12 protein-coding genes and 1 pseudogene are annotated in these 16229 nt (G+C 73.2%); 9 read left to right on the top strand and 4 right to left on the bottom strand.

The annotated features are described in order from the left end of the window. Window positions 1-159: 159 nt before the first annotated feature. The 8 genes and pseudogenes from BN6_RS22740 to BN6_RS43010 all read left to right on the top strand — a co-directional run bounded on the left by BN6_RS22740 (window position 160) and on the right by BN6_RS43010 (window position 11016). Window positions 160-2412, top strand: coding sequence for a COG1361 family protein (locus tag BN6_RS22740; RefSeq protein ID WP_015102090.1), 2253 nt, complete (start codon window positions 160-162; stop codon window positions 2410-2412). Between the two features lie 52 nt (window positions 2413-2464). Beyond that, entirely contained in the window at window positions 2465-3295 is an 831-nt protein-coding gene (locus tag BN6_RS22735; RefSeq protein ID WP_015102089.1) for an ion transporter, read from the top strand. Window positions 3296-3518: 223 nt separating this feature from the next. Further along, a complete protein-coding gene (locus BN6_RS22730; RefSeq protein ID WP_015102088.1) occupies window positions 3519-3950 on the top strand; it encodes a DUF7144 family membrane protein in 432 nt (143 codons plus the stop codon). Continuing rightward, complete coding sequence (locus BN6_RS22725; RefSeq protein WP_015102087.1) at window positions 3947-6664, top strand: MGH1-like glycoside hydrolase domain-containing protein; 2718 nt, start codon at window positions 3947-3949, stop codon at window positions 6662-6664. Before BN6_RS22730 ends, BN6_RS22725 begins: the two co-directional genes overlap by 4 nt. Next, the gene (locus BN6_RS22720; RefSeq protein ID WP_015102086.1) at window positions 6661-8121 is read left to right on the top strand and encodes an alpha-amylase family glycosyl hydrolase; all 1461 of its coding nucleotides are present in this window, start codon (window positions 6661-6663) and stop codon (window positions 8119-8121) included. Before BN6_RS22725 ends, BN6_RS22720 begins: the two co-directional genes overlap by 4 nt. A gap of 219 nt (window positions 8122-8340) precedes the next feature. Then, window positions 8341-9228 (top strand): lipase family protein, encoded by an 888-nt coding sequence (locus tag BN6_RS22715; protein ID WP_015102085.1) that lies wholly within the window; start codon window positions 8341-8343, stop codon window positions 9226-9228. A 246-nt stretch (window positions 9229-9474) separates the two neighbouring features. Then, window positions 9475-10335, top strand: coding sequence for a hypothetical protein (locus BN6_RS22710; RefSeq protein WP_063641825.1), 861 nt, complete (start codon window positions 9475-9477; stop codon window positions 10333-10335). Window positions 10336-10483: 148 nt separating this feature from the next. After that, a pseudogene (locus tag BN6_RS43010) lies at window positions 10484-11016 on the top strand (rRNA adenine N-6-methyltransferase family protein). Between the two features lie 30 nt (window positions 11017-11046). On the opposite strand, the gene BN6_RS22700 reads toward BN6_RS43010, so the two are convergent. From BN6_RS22700 to BN6_RS22685, 4 genes are all read right to left on the bottom strand, one after another. Further along, window positions 11047-12273, bottom strand: coding sequence for an MFS transporter (locus BN6_RS22700; protein WP_015102081.1), 1227 nt, complete (start codon window positions 12271-12273; stop codon window positions 11047-11049). Between the two features lie 10 nt (window positions 12274-12283). Further along, a complete protein-coding gene (locus tag BN6_RS22695) occupies window positions 12284-13279 on the bottom strand; it encodes an amidohydrolase family protein (RefSeq protein WP_015102080.1) in 996 nt (331 codons plus the stop codon). Continuing rightward, window positions 13276-13890: a hypothetical protein gene (locus tag BN6_RS22690; protein WP_015102079.1), complete on the bottom strand. Its 615-nt coding sequence runs from the start codon at window positions 13888-13890 to the stop codon at window positions 13276-13278. The genes BN6_RS22695 and BN6_RS22690 overlap by 4 nt, the downstream gene beginning before the upstream one ends. 148 nt (window positions 13891-14038) lie before the next feature. Next, entirely contained in the window at window positions 14039-15253 is a 1215-nt protein-coding gene (locus BN6_RS22685) for an FAD-dependent monooxygenase (RefSeq protein ID WP_015102078.1), read from the bottom strand. Between the two features lie 175 nt (window positions 15254-15428). Here BN6_RS22685 and BN6_RS22680 point away from each other — a divergent pair, with 175 nt between their 5' ends. Continuing rightward, on the top strand, window positions 15429-16208 hold the full coding sequence (locus BN6_RS22680) for an IclR family transcriptional regulator (RefSeq protein WP_041313672.1): 780 nt from the start codon (window positions 15429-15431) through the stop codon (window positions 16206-16208). The last annotated feature ends 21 nt before the right edge of the window (window positions 16209-16229 follow it).

The following is a 16229-nucleotide window of genomic DNA, read 5'->3' as shown; positions in this document are numbered from 1 at the left end:
GCCCACCATCATCACGCCCGTCATTCCCCTGAGTGACGCCCGTCAGGGGCCGGGTGGGCGTGGTAGCGCACGGCCCGCCGCCACCGCCTGGCGGACCGCCGACGCCGGCGGGCCGAATGTGCTTCAGTGTGCCGGCCGTTGGACGAGATCAGGAGACGCATGCGGGCCGGACGACTGTGGTGCCTGTCGGCGTCCGCGTTGGTGCTGTGGATCGCCACGCCGGTCGGCGCCGCCGAGAACCCGCCGCGGCAGGCGCTGCCGGTGGACTTCGACCGGACCGTGCACGGCGACGTGGCGGTGATCGGCAACGCGGTGCTGGGCTGTCCTCCCGACGACGACCGGCACGAGGCCCAGTTCCCGGCGCGCCTGTGCCGCGAGGCGCAGACCCGACGCGGGACCGGCGTCTCGGCGCAGAACAACGGCCACTGGATGACGTGGACCGACGAGGACGACGACCCGGCGACCTACAACTCGTCCACCGCGTCACTGGAGGTCCCGGCGGGCGCGTCGGTCGCCTACGCCAAGCTCGGCTGGGCCGGCACGACCGGCGCGTCCCCGACCGCGCCGTGCGGCCGGGGCGGCGAACAGCCGCCCGGCACGGCCGCGGGCCAGGCCCCGGTCCTGGCGGTGGCCGGGACGAAGGCGGTGCTCGGCCCCGGCCGGTTCACCTACGCCAGTGACGGCCTCGGCTCGCTGGGGCGCGACGACCAGCAGTTCTACAGCGCGCAGGCGGACGTCACCGCCGAGTTCCGCGCGGTGGCGACCGGCCGGCCGATCCCGGTGACGGTCGGGAACATCTGGACGCCGCAGGGCCGGGACTGCTTCGCCGGGTGGACGCTCACGGTGGTCTGGTCGTTCGACCGGGCGCACCAGCAGGCACCCGCGCCCCGGCACGTGACGCTGCACGGCGGGCACGTCCGCGTGCTGTCGAAGCCGCAGCGGGTGACCGTCCGGCTCGACGCGCCGCGCCCGACCGGCGGTCGCGCCCGGATCGGCGTGACCGCCTACGAAGGGGACTGGGCGCAGGCCGGCGACCTGGTGCTGGTCGGCGGACAGCCCCAGGCGGACCCGGCCGGCGGGGCGGAGAACTTCTTCGCCGGCTACGCGCAGGGCGACCCCCACCCGGTCAACAACCTGAGCGTGGACGCGAAGGTCGTGCAGGTGCCCGCGCCGAGCGGTTCGGCCACGGTGGTCGACCTGGTCACCCGCGCGGACGCCTACCTGTTGCAGGGCCTGGCCGTCTCGATGCCGCTGCCCGAACTCGCCGCCACGATCAGCCCCGACAGGCCGGCCGCGCACGCCGGCGAGAGCGTGGACCACACCGTCCGGGTCGCCAACACCGGTGAAGCGCCCGCCCGCGACCTGGCGGCGCGGATCGGCGGGTCGGACTGCGGCCCGCTGCCCGACGAGCTGGCGGGCGGCGCGTCGGCGACCACCACCTGCCGGACCCGGGTGGGGTCGGACGACCACCGGGTCACCGTCGAGGTCACCGGCAGCAGCCTGGCCGGCGACCGGCTGGCCACCACCGCCGCCGCCCCGGTCGAGGTGCTGCGCCCGGCGCTGCGGGTCTCCCAGAGCTTCGATCCCGACACCGTCGTAGAAGACCACCAGGTCGCCCTCGACGTGCGCGTGGAGAACACCGGCGACACCCCGCTGTCGGGGCTGCGGATCGACCACGACGTGCTGGACCCGTGCGACCGGGCCGACGCCGGCACCGTCGAGCCGGGGCGGACCGCCACCTTCACCTGCCGGGTCGAGCCCGGGGCCGCCGCCGGGACCGACCCCGTGACCGACCCCGTGACCGACACCGTGACGGTCACCGCTTCGGACGGGCTGGGTCTCGCGGCCACGGCCTCGGCGACCGCCGACTTCTCGGTGGTGCACCCGCTGCTGACGGTGTCCGCGGTGTGGTCGGCGGACACCGTCGGCGTCGGCGAGCCCGTCGCGATCACCGTGCGGGTCGGCAACCCGAGCCGGGTCGCGTTCCACGACGTGGCCGTGGAGGGGGAACCCGCCGCCTGCCGCCGGCCGATCGGCGAACTGGCGGCGGGCGAGGCCGTGACCTACACGTGCGACGTCGTGCTGGAGCAAAGCCTGATCACCGACCTGACCGCAGTCGGCGCGCCTCGGATCACCGGAGTGACGCCGCAAGAGGTGCGCCGGTCCGCGTCCACACCGGTCCGGGTGGCGGTGCGGCCGGCACCCGGGCGGGAGACGCCGGCGGTGCGAGAGCCCGCGTCGGCACCGCCCGCGCAGCGGCTGCCGGCCGAACCCGTTGCGCGAGAACAGGTCTACGCCGTGCGCGACGCCCCGCCCGCCGACAAGCCCGCGATCGCGTTGGTCGCCGTCGCCGCCGGGATGGCCGTCATGGTCGTCACGGCGTCGGCCTTGGCCGCGGCGCGGCGCTCGTGAACGCGCACGCCGGTCCGTCGTACCCGATGCAGCACGTGTTACAGGAGAGGCAATGGGATTCCGCAGCCGTGTCCGCGCGATCGTGGACAACGAGAGCTTTCAGCAGGCGATCATCGCCGTCATCGTCGTCAACGCGGTGGTTCTGGGCCTGCAGACCTCGGACAGCGTGGTCGGCAGGTTCGGTGGCCTGCTGGACCTGATCGACCAGACCGCTCTGGCGGTGTTCACGGTGGAGCTGGCGGCCCGGATCTACGCGCACGGTGCGCGGTTCTTCCGCAGTTCGTGGAACTGGTTCGACTTCGTGATCGTCGGCGTGTCGCTGTTGCCGTTCGGCCAGTCGATGGCGGTGCTGCGCTCGTTGCGGATCCTGCGCGCGCTGCGGTTGGTGTCGATGGTGCCGAGCATGCGACGGGTGATCAGCGCGCTGGTCAACGCGGTGCCCGGCATAGTGGCCCTCGCCGGCCTGCTGTCGCTGCTGCTCTACGTCGGCGGCGTGATGGCGACGACCCTGTTCGGCGAGCGCAGTCCCGCGTTCGGCGACCTCGGCACCACGGTGCTCACGCTGGTGCAGATCACCACCGGCGACGGCTGGTCGGACGTGATGCGCGAGGTGATGACCGAGTACCCGCTCGCGTGGATCTTCTTCCTCTGCTACCTGCTCGTCGGCACCTTCACCATGCTCAACCTGTTCATCGCCGTGGTGTGCAGCGCGATGGAGTCGGAAGTGAGCGAACTGACGCGCCCCCAGGTCCCGGCACCTCGGGCGGAGTCGGACGCGGTGACCTCGGCGGCGCTCCTGGAGGAGATCAGGGCCGTGCGCGCGGAAATCCGGACGCTGCAAAGCGAAACTTCAGCCGGCGAGCCGGCCGGGCGCGCGCAGTGACCGGCCGCCGGTAGCGGTCGCCCGCACCGGGTGAAGCACGCCCCGGTTCTCGGCCGGCCTGGTGCCGCCCGATGCGACACAACGGCGACGGCGCGGGCGCGAGTTCGGGCCGAGCCGGGGCCGGCGGTCCGGTCCCGGGGCGAATTCGTCCGCGACGGGCGAGGAGAGGGCGTGGTGCACCCACCACGGTGGACACGTGGTCCATCGACTGGAGGGAGCGGACATGGCGCAGGAGACGCAGCGCACCGCGTGGGCGGGAGTACGGCCGAAATCCGGCCCGTGGCTGGGGTGGATCGGGTTCGCGGGCATCATGATGCTCGTCATCGGGTCGTTCACCGTGATCGAGGGCCTGGTCGCGTTGCTGGACGACCAGTACTACGTCGTCGGGCCGGAGAGCACGCTGGTGCTCGACCTCACCGGCTGGGGGTGGACGCACCTGGTGGTCGGCCTGCTGGTCGCGTTCGCCGGGGCCGGGCTGTGGACCGGGGCGGCGTGGGCGCGCGTGGTCGCGGTGCTGTTCGCCGCGGTGAACGCGGTGGTGCAACTGGGTTTCGTATCGGTCCAGCCGTGGTGGTCGACCATCGTGATCACGCTGTGCGTGGTCGTCGTCTGGGCCGTTGTGGTGCACGGCAACGAGATGACCGGTGACCGGTGAGCGGGGCGGCGAAGCGCAAGCGCGTCAAGGCGGAGCGGCGTCGGCTGGAGGAAGCGGATGCCGGCGTGCCGTGGCGTCGTTGGGGCCCTTACCTTTCCGACCGGCAGTGGGGGACCGTGCGCGAGGGCGGCAGCGCAGCCGACGCATGGTCGTCGTTCACCCACGACCAGGCCCGCTACCGCGCCTACCGGTGGGGCGAGGACGGGCTGGCGGGCGTCAGCGACGACCGACAGCGGCTGTGCCTGGCGCTCGCGCTGTGGAACGGTGCGGACCCGTTCCTCAAGGAGCGGCTTTTCGGCCTGACGAACTCCGAGGGCAACCACGGCGAGGACGTGAAGGAGTGCTACTTCCACCTCGATGCGACGCCCACCGCGTCCTACCTCAAGATGCTCTACAAGTACCCACAACGGGAGTTCCCCTACGAGGAACTGGTCTCGGTCAACGCCGCGCGCGACCGGACCGAGTTCGAGTACGAGCTGACCGACACGGGGATCTTCGACGACGACCGCTACTTCGACGTCGTCGTGGAGTACGCCAAAGCAGGCCCCGACGACGTGCTGATGCGCGTCACCGCCCACAACCGGGGGCCGGACGCCGCACGCCTGCACGTCCTGCCCACGCTGTGGTTCCGCCACACCTGGTCGTGGGCCGGGGAGTCGGAACGACCGGTGCTGGTCGCCGCGGACGGGACCGTGCGGGCGGAGGGCGGCGGCCTCGGCACCCGGCTGCTGTCCGTCGACCCGCCGGCCGCGCTCCTGGTCACCGGCAACGAGACCGACGACGAACGGGTCTTCGGCTCGCCCAACGAGACCCCGTACGTCAAGGACGGCATCCACCGCGCCGTGGTGCACGGGGACATGTCGGCCGTCGACCCGAGCGGTATCGGCACCAAGGCCGCGGCGGTCTGCGTGCTGGACGTCCCGGCCGGCGGCAGCGCGACCGTCCGCGTCCGGCTCACCGACCAGACCGACACCGACCAGACCGACCCCGACCGCAATAACGCGGGCCAGACCGACCCCGACCGGAAGAGCGCGGGCCGGCAGGGCGCGGACCCGTTCGCGGACTTCGACCAGGTGATCGCCGGCCGGATCGCCGAGGCCGACGAGTTCTACGCCGACGTGCTCGCGGGCGACCTGTCCGACGACGAGCGGTCGGTGGCGCGCAAGGCGTTGGCCGGGATGCTGTGGTCCCGGCAGTACTACGCCTTCGACGTCGAGCGGTGGCTCACCGAGCGGGGCGCGGACCCGTTGGCCCGTTCGTCGTCGGCCGACCACGACTGGCGGCACCTGGTCGCCGAGGACGTCATCTCGATGCCGGACAAGTGGGAGTACCCGTGGTTCGCCGCGTGGGACCTGGCGTTCCACGCGGTGGCGCTGGCGGTGGTGGACCCGGCGACCGCCAAGCACCAGGTCGAACTCCTGCTGGACCGGCGCTACCAGCACCCCAACGGCCAGGTCCCGGCCTACGAGTGGAACTTCGGCGACGCCAACCCGCCGCTGCACGCGTGGGCCGCGCTGTTCCTGTACGAGTACGAGAAAGCCACCCGCGGCGAGGGTGACCGGGCGTTCCTCGCGCGGGTCTTCCCCCGGCTGCTGCGCGAGTTCGACTGGTGGCTCAACCGCAAGGACGTCGACGGCCGCAACGTGTTCCAGGGCGGGTTCCTCGGGCTGGACAACATCGGCGTGTTCGACCGCAGCGCGCCGCTGCCGACCGGGGGCCACCTCGACCAGGCCGACGGCACGGCGTGGATGGCGCTGTTCTGCCAGAGCCTGACCAGGATGGCGCTGGAACTGGCCCGCGACGACCCGGCCTACGTCGACCAGGCGCAGTCGCTGCTGGAGAACTTCGCGTGGATCGCGGCGGCCACCCGGCACGTCGGGCCGGACGGCGTCGGCTTGTGGGACGAGGAGGACGGGTTCTTCTACGACGTCCTGCGCCGCCCGGACGGCAGTTCCGTCCCGTTGAAGGTGCGGTCCGCGGTGGGGCTCGTGCCGCTGGCCGCGGCGACCGTCGTGGACGGCTCGGTGCGCGAGCGGCACCCCGAACTCGTGCGCGGCACGGTGGAGTTCCTCGACCGGCACCCGGCGGTGACCGCCGCGCTGTGGCGGCACGGCGAGCAGGCGCACGGCACCGGTCCGGTCCTGTTCGCGCTGTTCGACGAGGAGCGGCTGCGGCGCATCCTCGCCCGGATGCTCGACGAGGAGGAGTTCCTGAGCCCGCACGGCATCCGGTCACTGTCCCGGTGGCACCGCGAGCACCCGTACGTGTTCACCGTGGACGGTCAGGAGCACCGGGTGGCCTACCTGCCCGCCGAGTCCGACAACGGCATGTTCGGCGGCAACTCCAACTGGCGGGGACCGGTCTGGTTCCCGCTCAACCTGATGGTGGTGCGCGGCTTGCTGAACCTGCACGAGCACTTCGGCGACGAGTTCCGGGTGGAGTGCCCCACCGGCTCGGACCGGTGGCTGACGCTGCGCGAGGTGGCCGAGGAGATCTCCGCCCGGCTCGTCCGGCTGTTCCTGCCCGGTGCCGAAGGCCGGCCCGCGCACGGCGGCGACCGCCGGCTGCGCGACGACCCGCACTGGCGGGACCTGGTGCTGTTCCACGAGTACTTCCACGGCGACAACGGGGCCGGGCTCGGCGCGAGCCACCAGACCGGGTGGACCGGGACGGTGGCGTTGCTGCCGCTGCTGTTCCGCGGAGCGCGCCGATGAGCGCCCCGACGCAGCCCGTGGTGCACGAGGTGAACACCGCGGTGTGGCTCGGTGGCCTCTCCCGCGGCCTCGGCCGGCCGGTGACGCTCGGCGACGTGCCGGACGAGGCGTGGGACGCCGTGGTGCGGCCGGGCATCGACGCGGTGTGGCTGATGGGCGTGTGGGAGCGCAGCGCCGCCGGGCTCGCCCTGGTGGACGCGGGCACGCGCCAGTCGTTCCGGCGGGCGTTGCCGGACCTGCGGGACGACGACGTGATCGGGTCGCCGTACTGCGTGCGGCGGTACGAGGTGGACGAGCGGTTCGGCGGGCGTTCGGGGCTGTGGAAGGCGCGCGCGGCGCTGGCCCGCCGGGGTGCGTTGCTGGTGCTGGACTACGTGCCCAACCACGTCGCGCCGGACCACCCGTGGGTCACCGAGTCGCCGGAGCTGTTCGTGCGGGGCAGCCACCGGGACCTGGTGGACGACCCGGAGGCGTGGCTCGCGGTGGGCGGCCGGGTCCTGGCGCGGGGCCGCGACCCGTACTTCCCGCCGTGGCCGGACGTGGTGCAGCTCGACGCCTTCTCGCCGGCCATGCGCGCCGCGACCGTGCGGACGCTGTCCGACATCGCCGGCCACTGCGACGCGATCCGGTGCGACATGGCGATGTTGCCCACCAACGACGTGTTCGCGCGGACGTGGCGCGGGCGCACCGGACCGCCGCCGGAGACGGAGTTCTGGCCGGAGGTGCTCGGCGAGCTGCGCACCCGCCACCCGGACACGCTGCTGATCGCCGAGGCGTACTGGGACCTGGAGTGGACGCTCCAGCAGCAGGGTTTCGACCTCTGCTACGACAAGCGCCTCTACGACCGCGTCACCGGGCTCGACCCGAACGGGGTGCGTGACCACCTGCGCGCCGACCCGGTCTACCAGTCCCGGCTGCTGAGGTTCCTGGAGAACCACGACGAACCGCGCGCGGCGTCCCGGCTGCCGCGCGAGGCCGTGCCGGCGACGGCGGTCGTCCTGGCCACCCTGCCCGGCGGGACGCTGTGGCACGAAGGCCAGTTCGAGGGCCGGCGCACTCGGGTCCCGGTGTTCCTCGACCGCGCCCCGGACGAACCCGACGACACCGGGCTGGCGGCGTGGCACCACCGGCTGGTGGGCGTCGCGAACGAGGTCCGCCGGGGCACCTGGCAGCTTCTGGACCTCCGGGGCTGGCCGGACAACCGGACCCGCGACAACCTGCTGGCCTGGTCGTGGACCGCCCCGGACGCGCGCACGCTGGTCGTGGTCAACCTCTCGCCGGTCGCGTCCCAGGGCCGGGTGGTCCTGCCGTGGACCGATCTCGCCGACACGACCCCGGTGTTCCGGGAACTGCTGCGCGACGACACCTTCCACCGCGACGGCCAGGCCCTGTCCACCGACGGCCTCTACGTCGACCTCCCGCCGTGGGGCCACCACGTCGTGTCGGTCGACGTGTGACGGCGGTGCCCGGTCGCCGCGCGGCGACCGGGCACTCCGGGACAAGCGTGCACGCACGGGGTCTGCTCGTGGCGGCGGGTCTACTCCTGGGCCGTGCCACGTGCGGGTGAACCGGGCGGGCACGGGCGGGTGGTGTGATCGGTTCGGCGGAGCAGGCCGGCGCCGGGGCGGCTAGAACGGGTCGGGACTCCTGCTGTCGGAACCGTGAGGAGACCCACGATGTCGGTCCAAGCATTCGACCACGCCGCCACCGCGTACGGCCTGCCCCACGCCTACTGGCTGGCCGAGGCCGCCAAGCTCGCCTACCAGCCGCCCGAGACCGTCGAGCAGACCGCGCACGACTGGGGCTTCGACCGGGTGCGGCACCACGAGACGACCTTCCGCCCACCGTTCCCGCTCCAGGACACCCAGGCGTACACGGCGGCCAGCGACCGGATGATCGTCACGGCGTTCCGGGGCACCGAGCCCGCGCAGATCAAGGACTGGCTCTCCGACACCACGACGCCGCCGTGGCCGGGACCGGACGGGCACGGGTTCGTGCACTACGGGTTCGGCGAGGCGCTCCAGTCGATCTACCCGCAGGTCCGTGACGCCATCACCGAGTTGCGCGACAACGACCAGACCATCTGGTTCACCGGGCACAGCCTGGGCGGGGCGCTCGCCGCGCTCGCCGGGATGCGGCTGCACTTCGAGGAACCCAGGCTGCTGCCGGACGGCGTCTACACCTTCGGCCAGCCCCGCGTGTGCGACCGGGTGCTGGCCAAGGCGCACGACGAGGCTTTCCGGGACCGCACGCACCGGTTCGTCAACAACAACGACATCGTCCCGCAGGTGCCGCCCGAGCCCGCGTTCCACCACGTCGAGACCCTGCACTACATCGACTCCGGCGGGAAGATCCGCGAGGAGATGTCGACGCTCGGCGGTGTCGCCGACCGGGCCAAGGGCCTGACCGCGGACGCGTTCGCCCCGGCGAGCGACGGCGTCCGCGACCACCTCATGGACCGCTACCTCGAAGCCCTCAAGAGCAACGCGTTCGATGAGCCGAAGGACGACGCGCCGAAGGGCGGCGTGCTGCGGGGCAACCCCCTGAAGAGCCCCGCCGGCTGACCGGGCGGGACTTCGCCACGATCGGTTCGCCACGATCGGTTCGCCACGATCGGTTCGCCACTGTCGGTTCGCCACTGTCACCGGTAGCGGTGAATCCGGACCCTGGACGGCTGACGAAGTTCCTTTCGCGCCAACGACCCCGCCGCTGTGGGTGACGATCTACGGCGGTGGGCGCACCGGACCCGCCGAGCGTTCCCAGTCGGCTGTGGAGGTTGTGCGATGCACCCTGTCCGGATCGTTGTCGGGTTGGCCACCGTTGTGGCGACGTGTGCGGCCCTGGTCGGCGGGGCGTCGGCCCAGCCCCCGTCGGGGATCGGCTGGCAGCGGATCGGCGAGGGGATCACGGCGGGGGTCAGCGGCGTGGCGGTGACCGGGGTGGTGCCCGGCGCGTTCTCGGCGCTCGTGGTGCGGGACAACAAGAACCCCGGCGAGAACCGGCTGGCGCGGGCGGAGCTGCGCCGGGGGCGGGTGGTCGCGGTGCGGCCGGTGCGGTGGGACGGCCCGGAGCCGGTCGACCTGGAGGCGATCGAGCAGTACCCGTCGGGGGCCGGTGACGAGTTCCTCGCGGTGGACAGCCTCGGCAACGGGTTCCACCTGCGGGTCCGCGACCTGCGGGCGACCGTGCTGCGGACGTTCCACCTGCCGGCCGGGCAGGCCGGCGACAACTACGAGAGCTTCGCGCTGACCCGCAGCGGCTCCGGGTTCGTGGCGCTCTGGGCGGACCGGGGCCAGGACGAGCGTCCCGCGACGCTGTACTCCGCCCCGCTGGACCTGGCGGGCCTCACCTTCGGGCCGACCGCGGCGGCGACGGTCCGGGTGCCGTTCCCGGTCGAGCACGTCCGGCACATCTCCGACATCCACATCACCGGGGCCGGCGTGGTCCTGGCCTCCTCCGCCGCGGACCCGGGCGACGACGGCCCGTTCGACTCCGCGCTCTACGACCTGGGCCGGGTCACCGCCGGCAAGGTCGTGTTGCGCGCCGCGCCCGAGACGCGGGGCGCGTTCATCGGCCACAAGGTCGAAGCGGTCGACTGCCTGTCACCCCGGTGCGAGTACCCGGTGCTGGGCACCGACGACGAGTCCGCCGGCGGCTCGCTGTGGATCTGACCGGCGGCACGTGCCGTCCGGACCCGAAAACCGGTTGCGGCGCAGTGGCCGGCAGCTTCGGCGTCCCCGAAGATCCGCCGCCGCACCGAGTCCGTGCCCGGCGCGCCGTTGTGCGCTGCCCGGCTGACCTCGACGCAGCGGAGATCCTGTGCGCACCCCCCACCCCGGCCGGCGCGAGCTGGGCCAGAACTTCCTGATCGACCACGACGTGATCGGCACGATCGTGGACCTCGTCGCGGCCACCGGCGGTCCGATCGTCGAGATCGGCGCGGGCGACGGCGCGCTGACCCGGCCGCTGCACCGGCTGGGCCGGCCGCTGACCGCCGTGGAGGTCGACCGGCGGCGGGCCGCGCGGTTGGCCCGGCTGGTCGGGCCTGGACCGACGCCGTGCTGCTGGTGCAGTAGGAGGTGGCGCGCCGCCGGGCCGGTGTGGGCGGCGCGACCCTGATGACGGCGCAGTGGTGGCCGTGGTTCGACTTCCGGCTGGTCCGCCGCGTCCCGGCGGCGGCGTTCCGGCCCCGCCCCGGTGTCGCCGCCGCGGCCCCGGACATCTCCCGGCCGGCGCTCCGGCAGTGGACGAGGCACCACCGCCTGCTGCCCACCGCCCTCCCCAAGAGCCTCACCGCACCGCAGTGGGCCGACCTGTTCCACCTGACCGGGCGGACCGGGGGTCCTCTGTAGCCCATTGCGGACTGCTTTCCGCGTCGGAAGTCACCCCCGGCGCGGGGCGGTCTCCCTGATCAGCAGGGCGACCACGGCCAGCACGACCGGTGCCGCGCCGTAGAGCAGCAGGGTGTTGGTCAGGCTGTGCGTGGCATCGGCGATCGCGCCACCGATCTGCGGCCCCAGCGTTCCGCCCACCGTCTCGCCGACCGCGATCTGGAGGGCGAACGCGGTGGCCATCAGCTCCGGCGGGACGGACTCGCCCGGCACCACGTAGGCGATCAGCGTCAGCGACCCTCCCGCCATCAGCCCGACCACCATCGACACCAGCAGCAACGGCACCGAATCCACGAACAGCACGAAGAACAGCGGCACCAGCCCGCTGCACAGCGCGGCCGCGAACAGGGCCGGCCTGCGCCCGAAGCGGTCGGACACCGCCGGGGCGACGACGTTGCCCAGCGCGATCACCAGGCCGTACACCGTGAGCACGAGCGTGGACGTGCCGGGGGAGTGGCCCGCGCCGGCGAGGAACACCGGCACGAACGTGCCGAAGCCGATGCTGGAACCGATGCACACGGTGGTGCCCACGAGCGCCAGCAGGACGTTGCGGTTGGTCAGCACCTGGCGGAAGTCGCGGGCCCGCACCCGGTGCGGGCCCTCGGCGGCCCGGTCCTCGCGCATGAACACCGCCACCAGGACCGCCACCACGATCCCCGGCACGGCGACCAGGGCGAACGCCGGCCGCCAGCCGGCCGCCGCGGCGAGCCCGATCATGATCCCCGGTGCCAGCGCGCTGCCGATGACCAGCGTGCCGGCGATGACGACGCCCAGGTCGCGGCCGCGCCTGCCGGGTGCCGCGGCCCGTGCGACCGCACCTTGGATCAGCGGGATCGCCGGGCCCTCGCAGAACCCGATGACCGCGCGGAACAGCAGCATCGTCTCGTAGTCGCGGGCCAGCCCGATCAGGGCGACCGCGCAGGAGAACAGGACCAGGCTGGTCACGATCAGCCACTTGACCCGGCCGCCGAACCGGTCCGAGAGCACCGAGAAGATCAGGCTGGAGATCGCCCAGGTGATCGCCGTGATCGAGACCAGCGAGCCGAGCTGGCTGTTGGTCAGCTGGAGTTCCGCGCCGATCTGCGGGAACAGGAAGGTGATCCCGAAGCGGTCCAGGAACACGATCCCGGCCGCGAAGAACATGATGGTGACGAGGGTGTTCTGCCGGCGTCGGCCGGCGGGGTCGGCGTCGTGCGCGACGAGCCCGGTGGTGGACATGGAGGTCTCCTCACAGGTTGGGCCGACCGGCCGGGCGGCCCGACCGCCGTGCCACGTCGGGGAACAGGTCGAGCGCCCGGTCCCGGACACCGGCGGCCTGGGCGGGCGACAGGGCCCCGCAGTCCGCGAGGCTCGCCCGGTTCGCCTCGGCGGTCGCCGGGGTCGTGCACGGTGCTCCCCAGTCGCTGCCGTAGACGATGTGGTCGGCTCCGACCGCCGCCACGGCCGGGAGCAGCGACGGCGCGAAGGCGGTGGCCGCGGTGTCGACGTAGAGGGTGGAGACCTGCGCGTCGACGTCGTGCGCGGTGATCCCCTGGGGCACCCACGATTCGTCGCCGAGCAACCGGAGCCGCCCGGTCAGCGCGGGGAACGCGCCCCCGCAGTGCGCGATCACGAACGTGATGCCGGGGTGGCGGGCGAACGTCCGGCGGAACACCATGTCGAAGACGGTCCGGGCGGTGTCGAAGGCCACCTCGTACAGCGGCGCCGGGTGGTCGAGGGTCGGCGGTCGGCGCGCGTCCGGGTGGACGAACACCGCCGAGCCCCACTCGTCGAGCTGCTGCCACAACGGGGCAAGGGAGTCGTCGCCGAGGTGGACGCCGCGGTAGTTCGTCGTCACGGCGAAACCGTCCGCGCCCAGGACGTCCCTGGCGCGTCGGGCCTCCGCCACCGCCGCCGACGGGTCGTCGGTGGGCAGGGCCGCCAGCAGGCCGAACCGCGACGGGTGCTCCGCGACGAGCGACGCCCCGTAGTCGTTCGACGCCCGGAGCGCGGGCAGACTGGTCGGGATGTTGCTCAGCAACTGCACGGCCGTGCCGGAGGAGTCCATGTAGGACAGAGCTTGTTCCGGTGACCACTCGTGCGGTTCGCGGAAGTAGATGCCCTGCGCCAGCATGGCCTGCCACGCACGCGTGCGCTCGTCCGCCGTGCTCGGCATCGAGAAGTGCGCGTGGACGTCCACGTACGGGCCGGCCGCGTCCACCGGTTCCGGGGTCACGGTGTTCACGCGTCCCGGAACAACCGGAGACCTTCCTCGATCTCCGACAGCGGGCTCTGCGCGAGGTAGGGGGCCAGTGCCGCACGGGCCTGCGCCGGGGTGAGCAGCGCGGACGGCGGCACCTCGTCCACCCGCCAACTGCCGGTGTCGTCGTAGACGAACTCGCCCACCAGGCGGCCGTCGCGGTACGGCCAGGCGGCGGCGAACCGGTGCGAGACCTGGTAGACGCCGGCCGGGTCGACGCCCTCGTCCGCGAGCGCCGGATCGGTGCCGCGCACCACCTGGGCGAAGACCGCCTCGATGAAGATCCCGTAGTCCGACACGGCGACCTCCTCCTCCAGCGCGCCGAAGACGTTGACCCCGCGCCCGACGATGTCCGCGTAGAGCCCGCGGACCTCGTCCATGCCGTCGCACACCAGGGTCCGGCCGCGCTCGGTGAGCCGGTAGAGGGGGTGCTCGACGGTCATCGTCGGGATGAGGATGTCCTCCCACAGCCCGGACACCTCCAGCAACGCGTGCCGCCGGTAGTTCTTCAACACGTGCCGGTGCCGGGGGTTCTCCACGACCGCGAGCGCGGCGTCGACACCCGTCGGGATGTCCCGCACATCGAATACCTTCATCTCCGCACTCCTCGAGAACTGTCGCGGCCACGGTGCCGCGAGTGGTTGCACAGACTGTCCGCGACGGCCGGCGGGCCGTCAGCACGGTGTCCGATGGATGAACGCCCTGTTGCTCCACAAAGGACGTTCGGGCAGGACGCCGTTCCGATCAGGGCCTGTCGGCCTGAGCGACCATGGGGGCGGTGCGCTGGTCGGGGTCGTACTGGTAGATCCACCCGTTGGCCACCAGCGGGTCGGCTTCGGCGAAGGACCGGTCGCGCGCCCGCTGCTCCGGCCCGTCGGGGAGGTGGTTGAGGTGCGAGCGCCCGTGGCTCACCTCCTGGAGCCTGGTCGTGCGGGACAGGCGCAGTGCCTCGTACCGGGCCAGCGCCGCGACCGGGTCGGCGGTGTCCTCCGCCAGGCACCGCGCCAGCACGGCCGCGTCCTCGATCGCCTGCGCGGACCCCTGGGCGAAGAACGGGAACATGGGGTGCGCGGCGTCACCGAGCAGCGTGACCGGGCCCCGGCTCCACCGCGCCAGCGGTGCGCGGTCGAGCAGCGTCCACCGGCCCGGTGTCTGCGCCGCCCGCACGAGGTCGAGCAGTCTGGGGTCCCACCCGGCGAACTCGCGCAGGAACTCCTCGACCGTCGCCCGCGCCGTCCACGACTCCACCGAGTCCTCGCCGGCAGGCGCGAATGCCACGAGGTTCACGAACTTCCCCGCGGAGATCGGGTAGTGCACCAGGTGTCGGCCCGGCCCGAGCCAGAGCGCCTGCGCGGGCCGCAGGGCGAACGGTGGCGCGTCCCGCGCGGGTACGAGGGCGCGGAAGGCGCACAGGCCCGAGTACGCCGGCGGCCGGGGTTCGGTGATCGCGCCGCGCACCACCGAGTGCACGCCGTCCGCCCCGATGACGACGTCGACCTCCACCACCTCGCCGTCCGCGAACCGCAGCGACGGGCGGCCGTCGCGCACGGTCAGCGCCGTGCAGCGCCGGCCGAGCCGGACGGTCCCCGGCGCGACGGCGCTCTTGATGACCTCCAGCAGGTCGGCCCGGTGCGCGGTGTAGGTGTGCTCGCCGTAGAGGCGCTCGCACGCCGAGGCGAGGTCTTCGGCCGACAGGACCGCCCCGTCCCGCCAGCGCCGGAACTCCCAGCCGACGTCCAGCCGGACCGCGCGGCGCGCCAGCTCCTCCAGCACGCCGAGCCGGCGCAGGAGGCGGGCGGCGTTCGGCGCGACCACCAGGCCGGCACCGACCTCCGCCAGCGCCGGCGCCTGCTCGTAGACGGTGCTGCGCAGCCCGGCGCGGCGCAGGAACGCGGCGGCGGCCAGACCGCCGATCCCGCCGCCGAGGATCGCGATCCTCGGTGTGTTCGACCCGGACATCTCGGTCCTCGGCTCTCGCGGTCGTGGGCTTCCCGGTGACCACGCCATGGTGGGCGGAAGGACCGGGCGAACTCGCGGGATGGGTCATCCTATGGACATACTCGTCTTCGGAAGACCAGCCGACGGCCCGCCGAGGGCCGTTCGAGGACCCGGTCGATGGACAGGGAGGCGTGCCGTGCCCCGCACCAACGAGCCCGGCCGGAGCGTCAGCTCCCGCCTGCTGGAGGTGTTGTTCGCCTTCCAGCCCGACCAGACCGCGCTCAGCCTCGCCGACCTGGTGCGCCGAACCGGCCTGCCGCACGCCACCGTGCGCCGGCTGGCCGTGGAGCTGACCGAGGCGGGCGCGCTCAGCCGTGACCACGACGGCCGCTTCACGATCGGCCTGCGGCTGTGGCAGCTCGGGACGCTGGCCCCGCTCACCGAGGCGTTGCGCACCAGCGCCCAGCCGTTCATGGAAGACCTCTACACGGCCCTGCGCCAGCACGTGCAGCTCGCCGTGCTGGAGGGCACCGACGCCGTGATCATCGAACGGCTCTCCGCCCCGCGCGCGCCCGGACTGGTCTCGCAGGTCGGCGGCCGGCTGCCGTTGCACTGCTCGGGCGTGGGCAAGGTCCTGCTGGCCCACGGCGGGAGCGGCCTGATCGACGGCGTGCTGTCGGGCACCCTGCGCCGCTTCACGCCTCGGACGGTGGTCGACCCGACGGTCCTGCGCAGCGAGCTCGCCGAGTGCCGCCGCACCGGCACCGCGAACGTCCGGGGCGAGCTGACCACCGGCGCGGACTCGGTCGCGACCCGGATCGTGGACGGCGACGGTGCGGTCGTCGCGGCGCTGTCGGTGGTGGTGCGCACCGGCTCGGTCAAGCACCAGGCGGCGCTGCCGTCGCTGGTCGCCGGCGGTCTGGGCATCTCGCGCGTGCTCGGGTGGCGGCCGGGCACCCGGGTTCGCGGCACCTGACGGCCGTCCATTGAACGGACA

It is taken from the genome of Saccharothrix espanaensis DSM 44229 (assembly GCF_000328705.1).
Lineage (GTDB): Bacteria > Actinomycetota > Actinomycetes > Mycobacteriales > Pseudonocardiaceae > Actinosynnema > Actinosynnema espanaense.
This window is presented reverse-complemented; position numbering and strand designations above follow the sequence as displayed.

Bases quoted from the DNA above. Each gene is read 5' to 3' on its own strand.
- BN6_RS22740 (WP_015102090.1), top strand. From the start codon at position 160: ATGCGGGCCGGACGACTGTGGTGCCTGTCGGCGTCCGCGTTGGTGCTG.
- BN6_RS22735 (WP_015102089.1), top strand. From the start codon at position 2,465: ATGGGATTCCGCAGCCGTGTCCGCGCGATCGTGGACAACGAGAGCTTT.
- BN6_RS22730 (WP_015102088.1), top strand. From the start codon at position 3,519: ATGGCGCAGGAGACGCAGCGCACCGCGTGGGCGGGAGTACGGCCGAAA.
- BN6_RS22720 (WP_015102086.1), top strand. From the start codon at position 6,661: ATGAGCGCCCCGACGCAGCCCGTGGTGCACGAGGTGAACACCGCGGTG.
- BN6_RS22715 (WP_015102085.1), top strand. From the start codon at position 8,341: ATGTCGGTCCAAGCATTCGACCACGCCGCCACCGCGTACGGCCTGCCC.
- BN6_RS22700 (WP_015102081.1), bottom strand. From the start codon at position 12,273: ATGTCCACCACCGGGCTCGTCGCGCACGACGCCGACCCCGCCGGCCGA.
- BN6_RS22690 (WP_015102079.1), bottom strand. From the start codon at position 13,890: ATGAAGGTATTCGATGTGCGGGACATCCCGACGGGTGTCGACGCCGCG.
- BN6_RS22685 (WP_015102078.1), bottom strand. From the start codon at position 15,253: ATGTCCGGGTCGAACACACCGAGGATCGCGATCCTCGGCGGCGGGATC.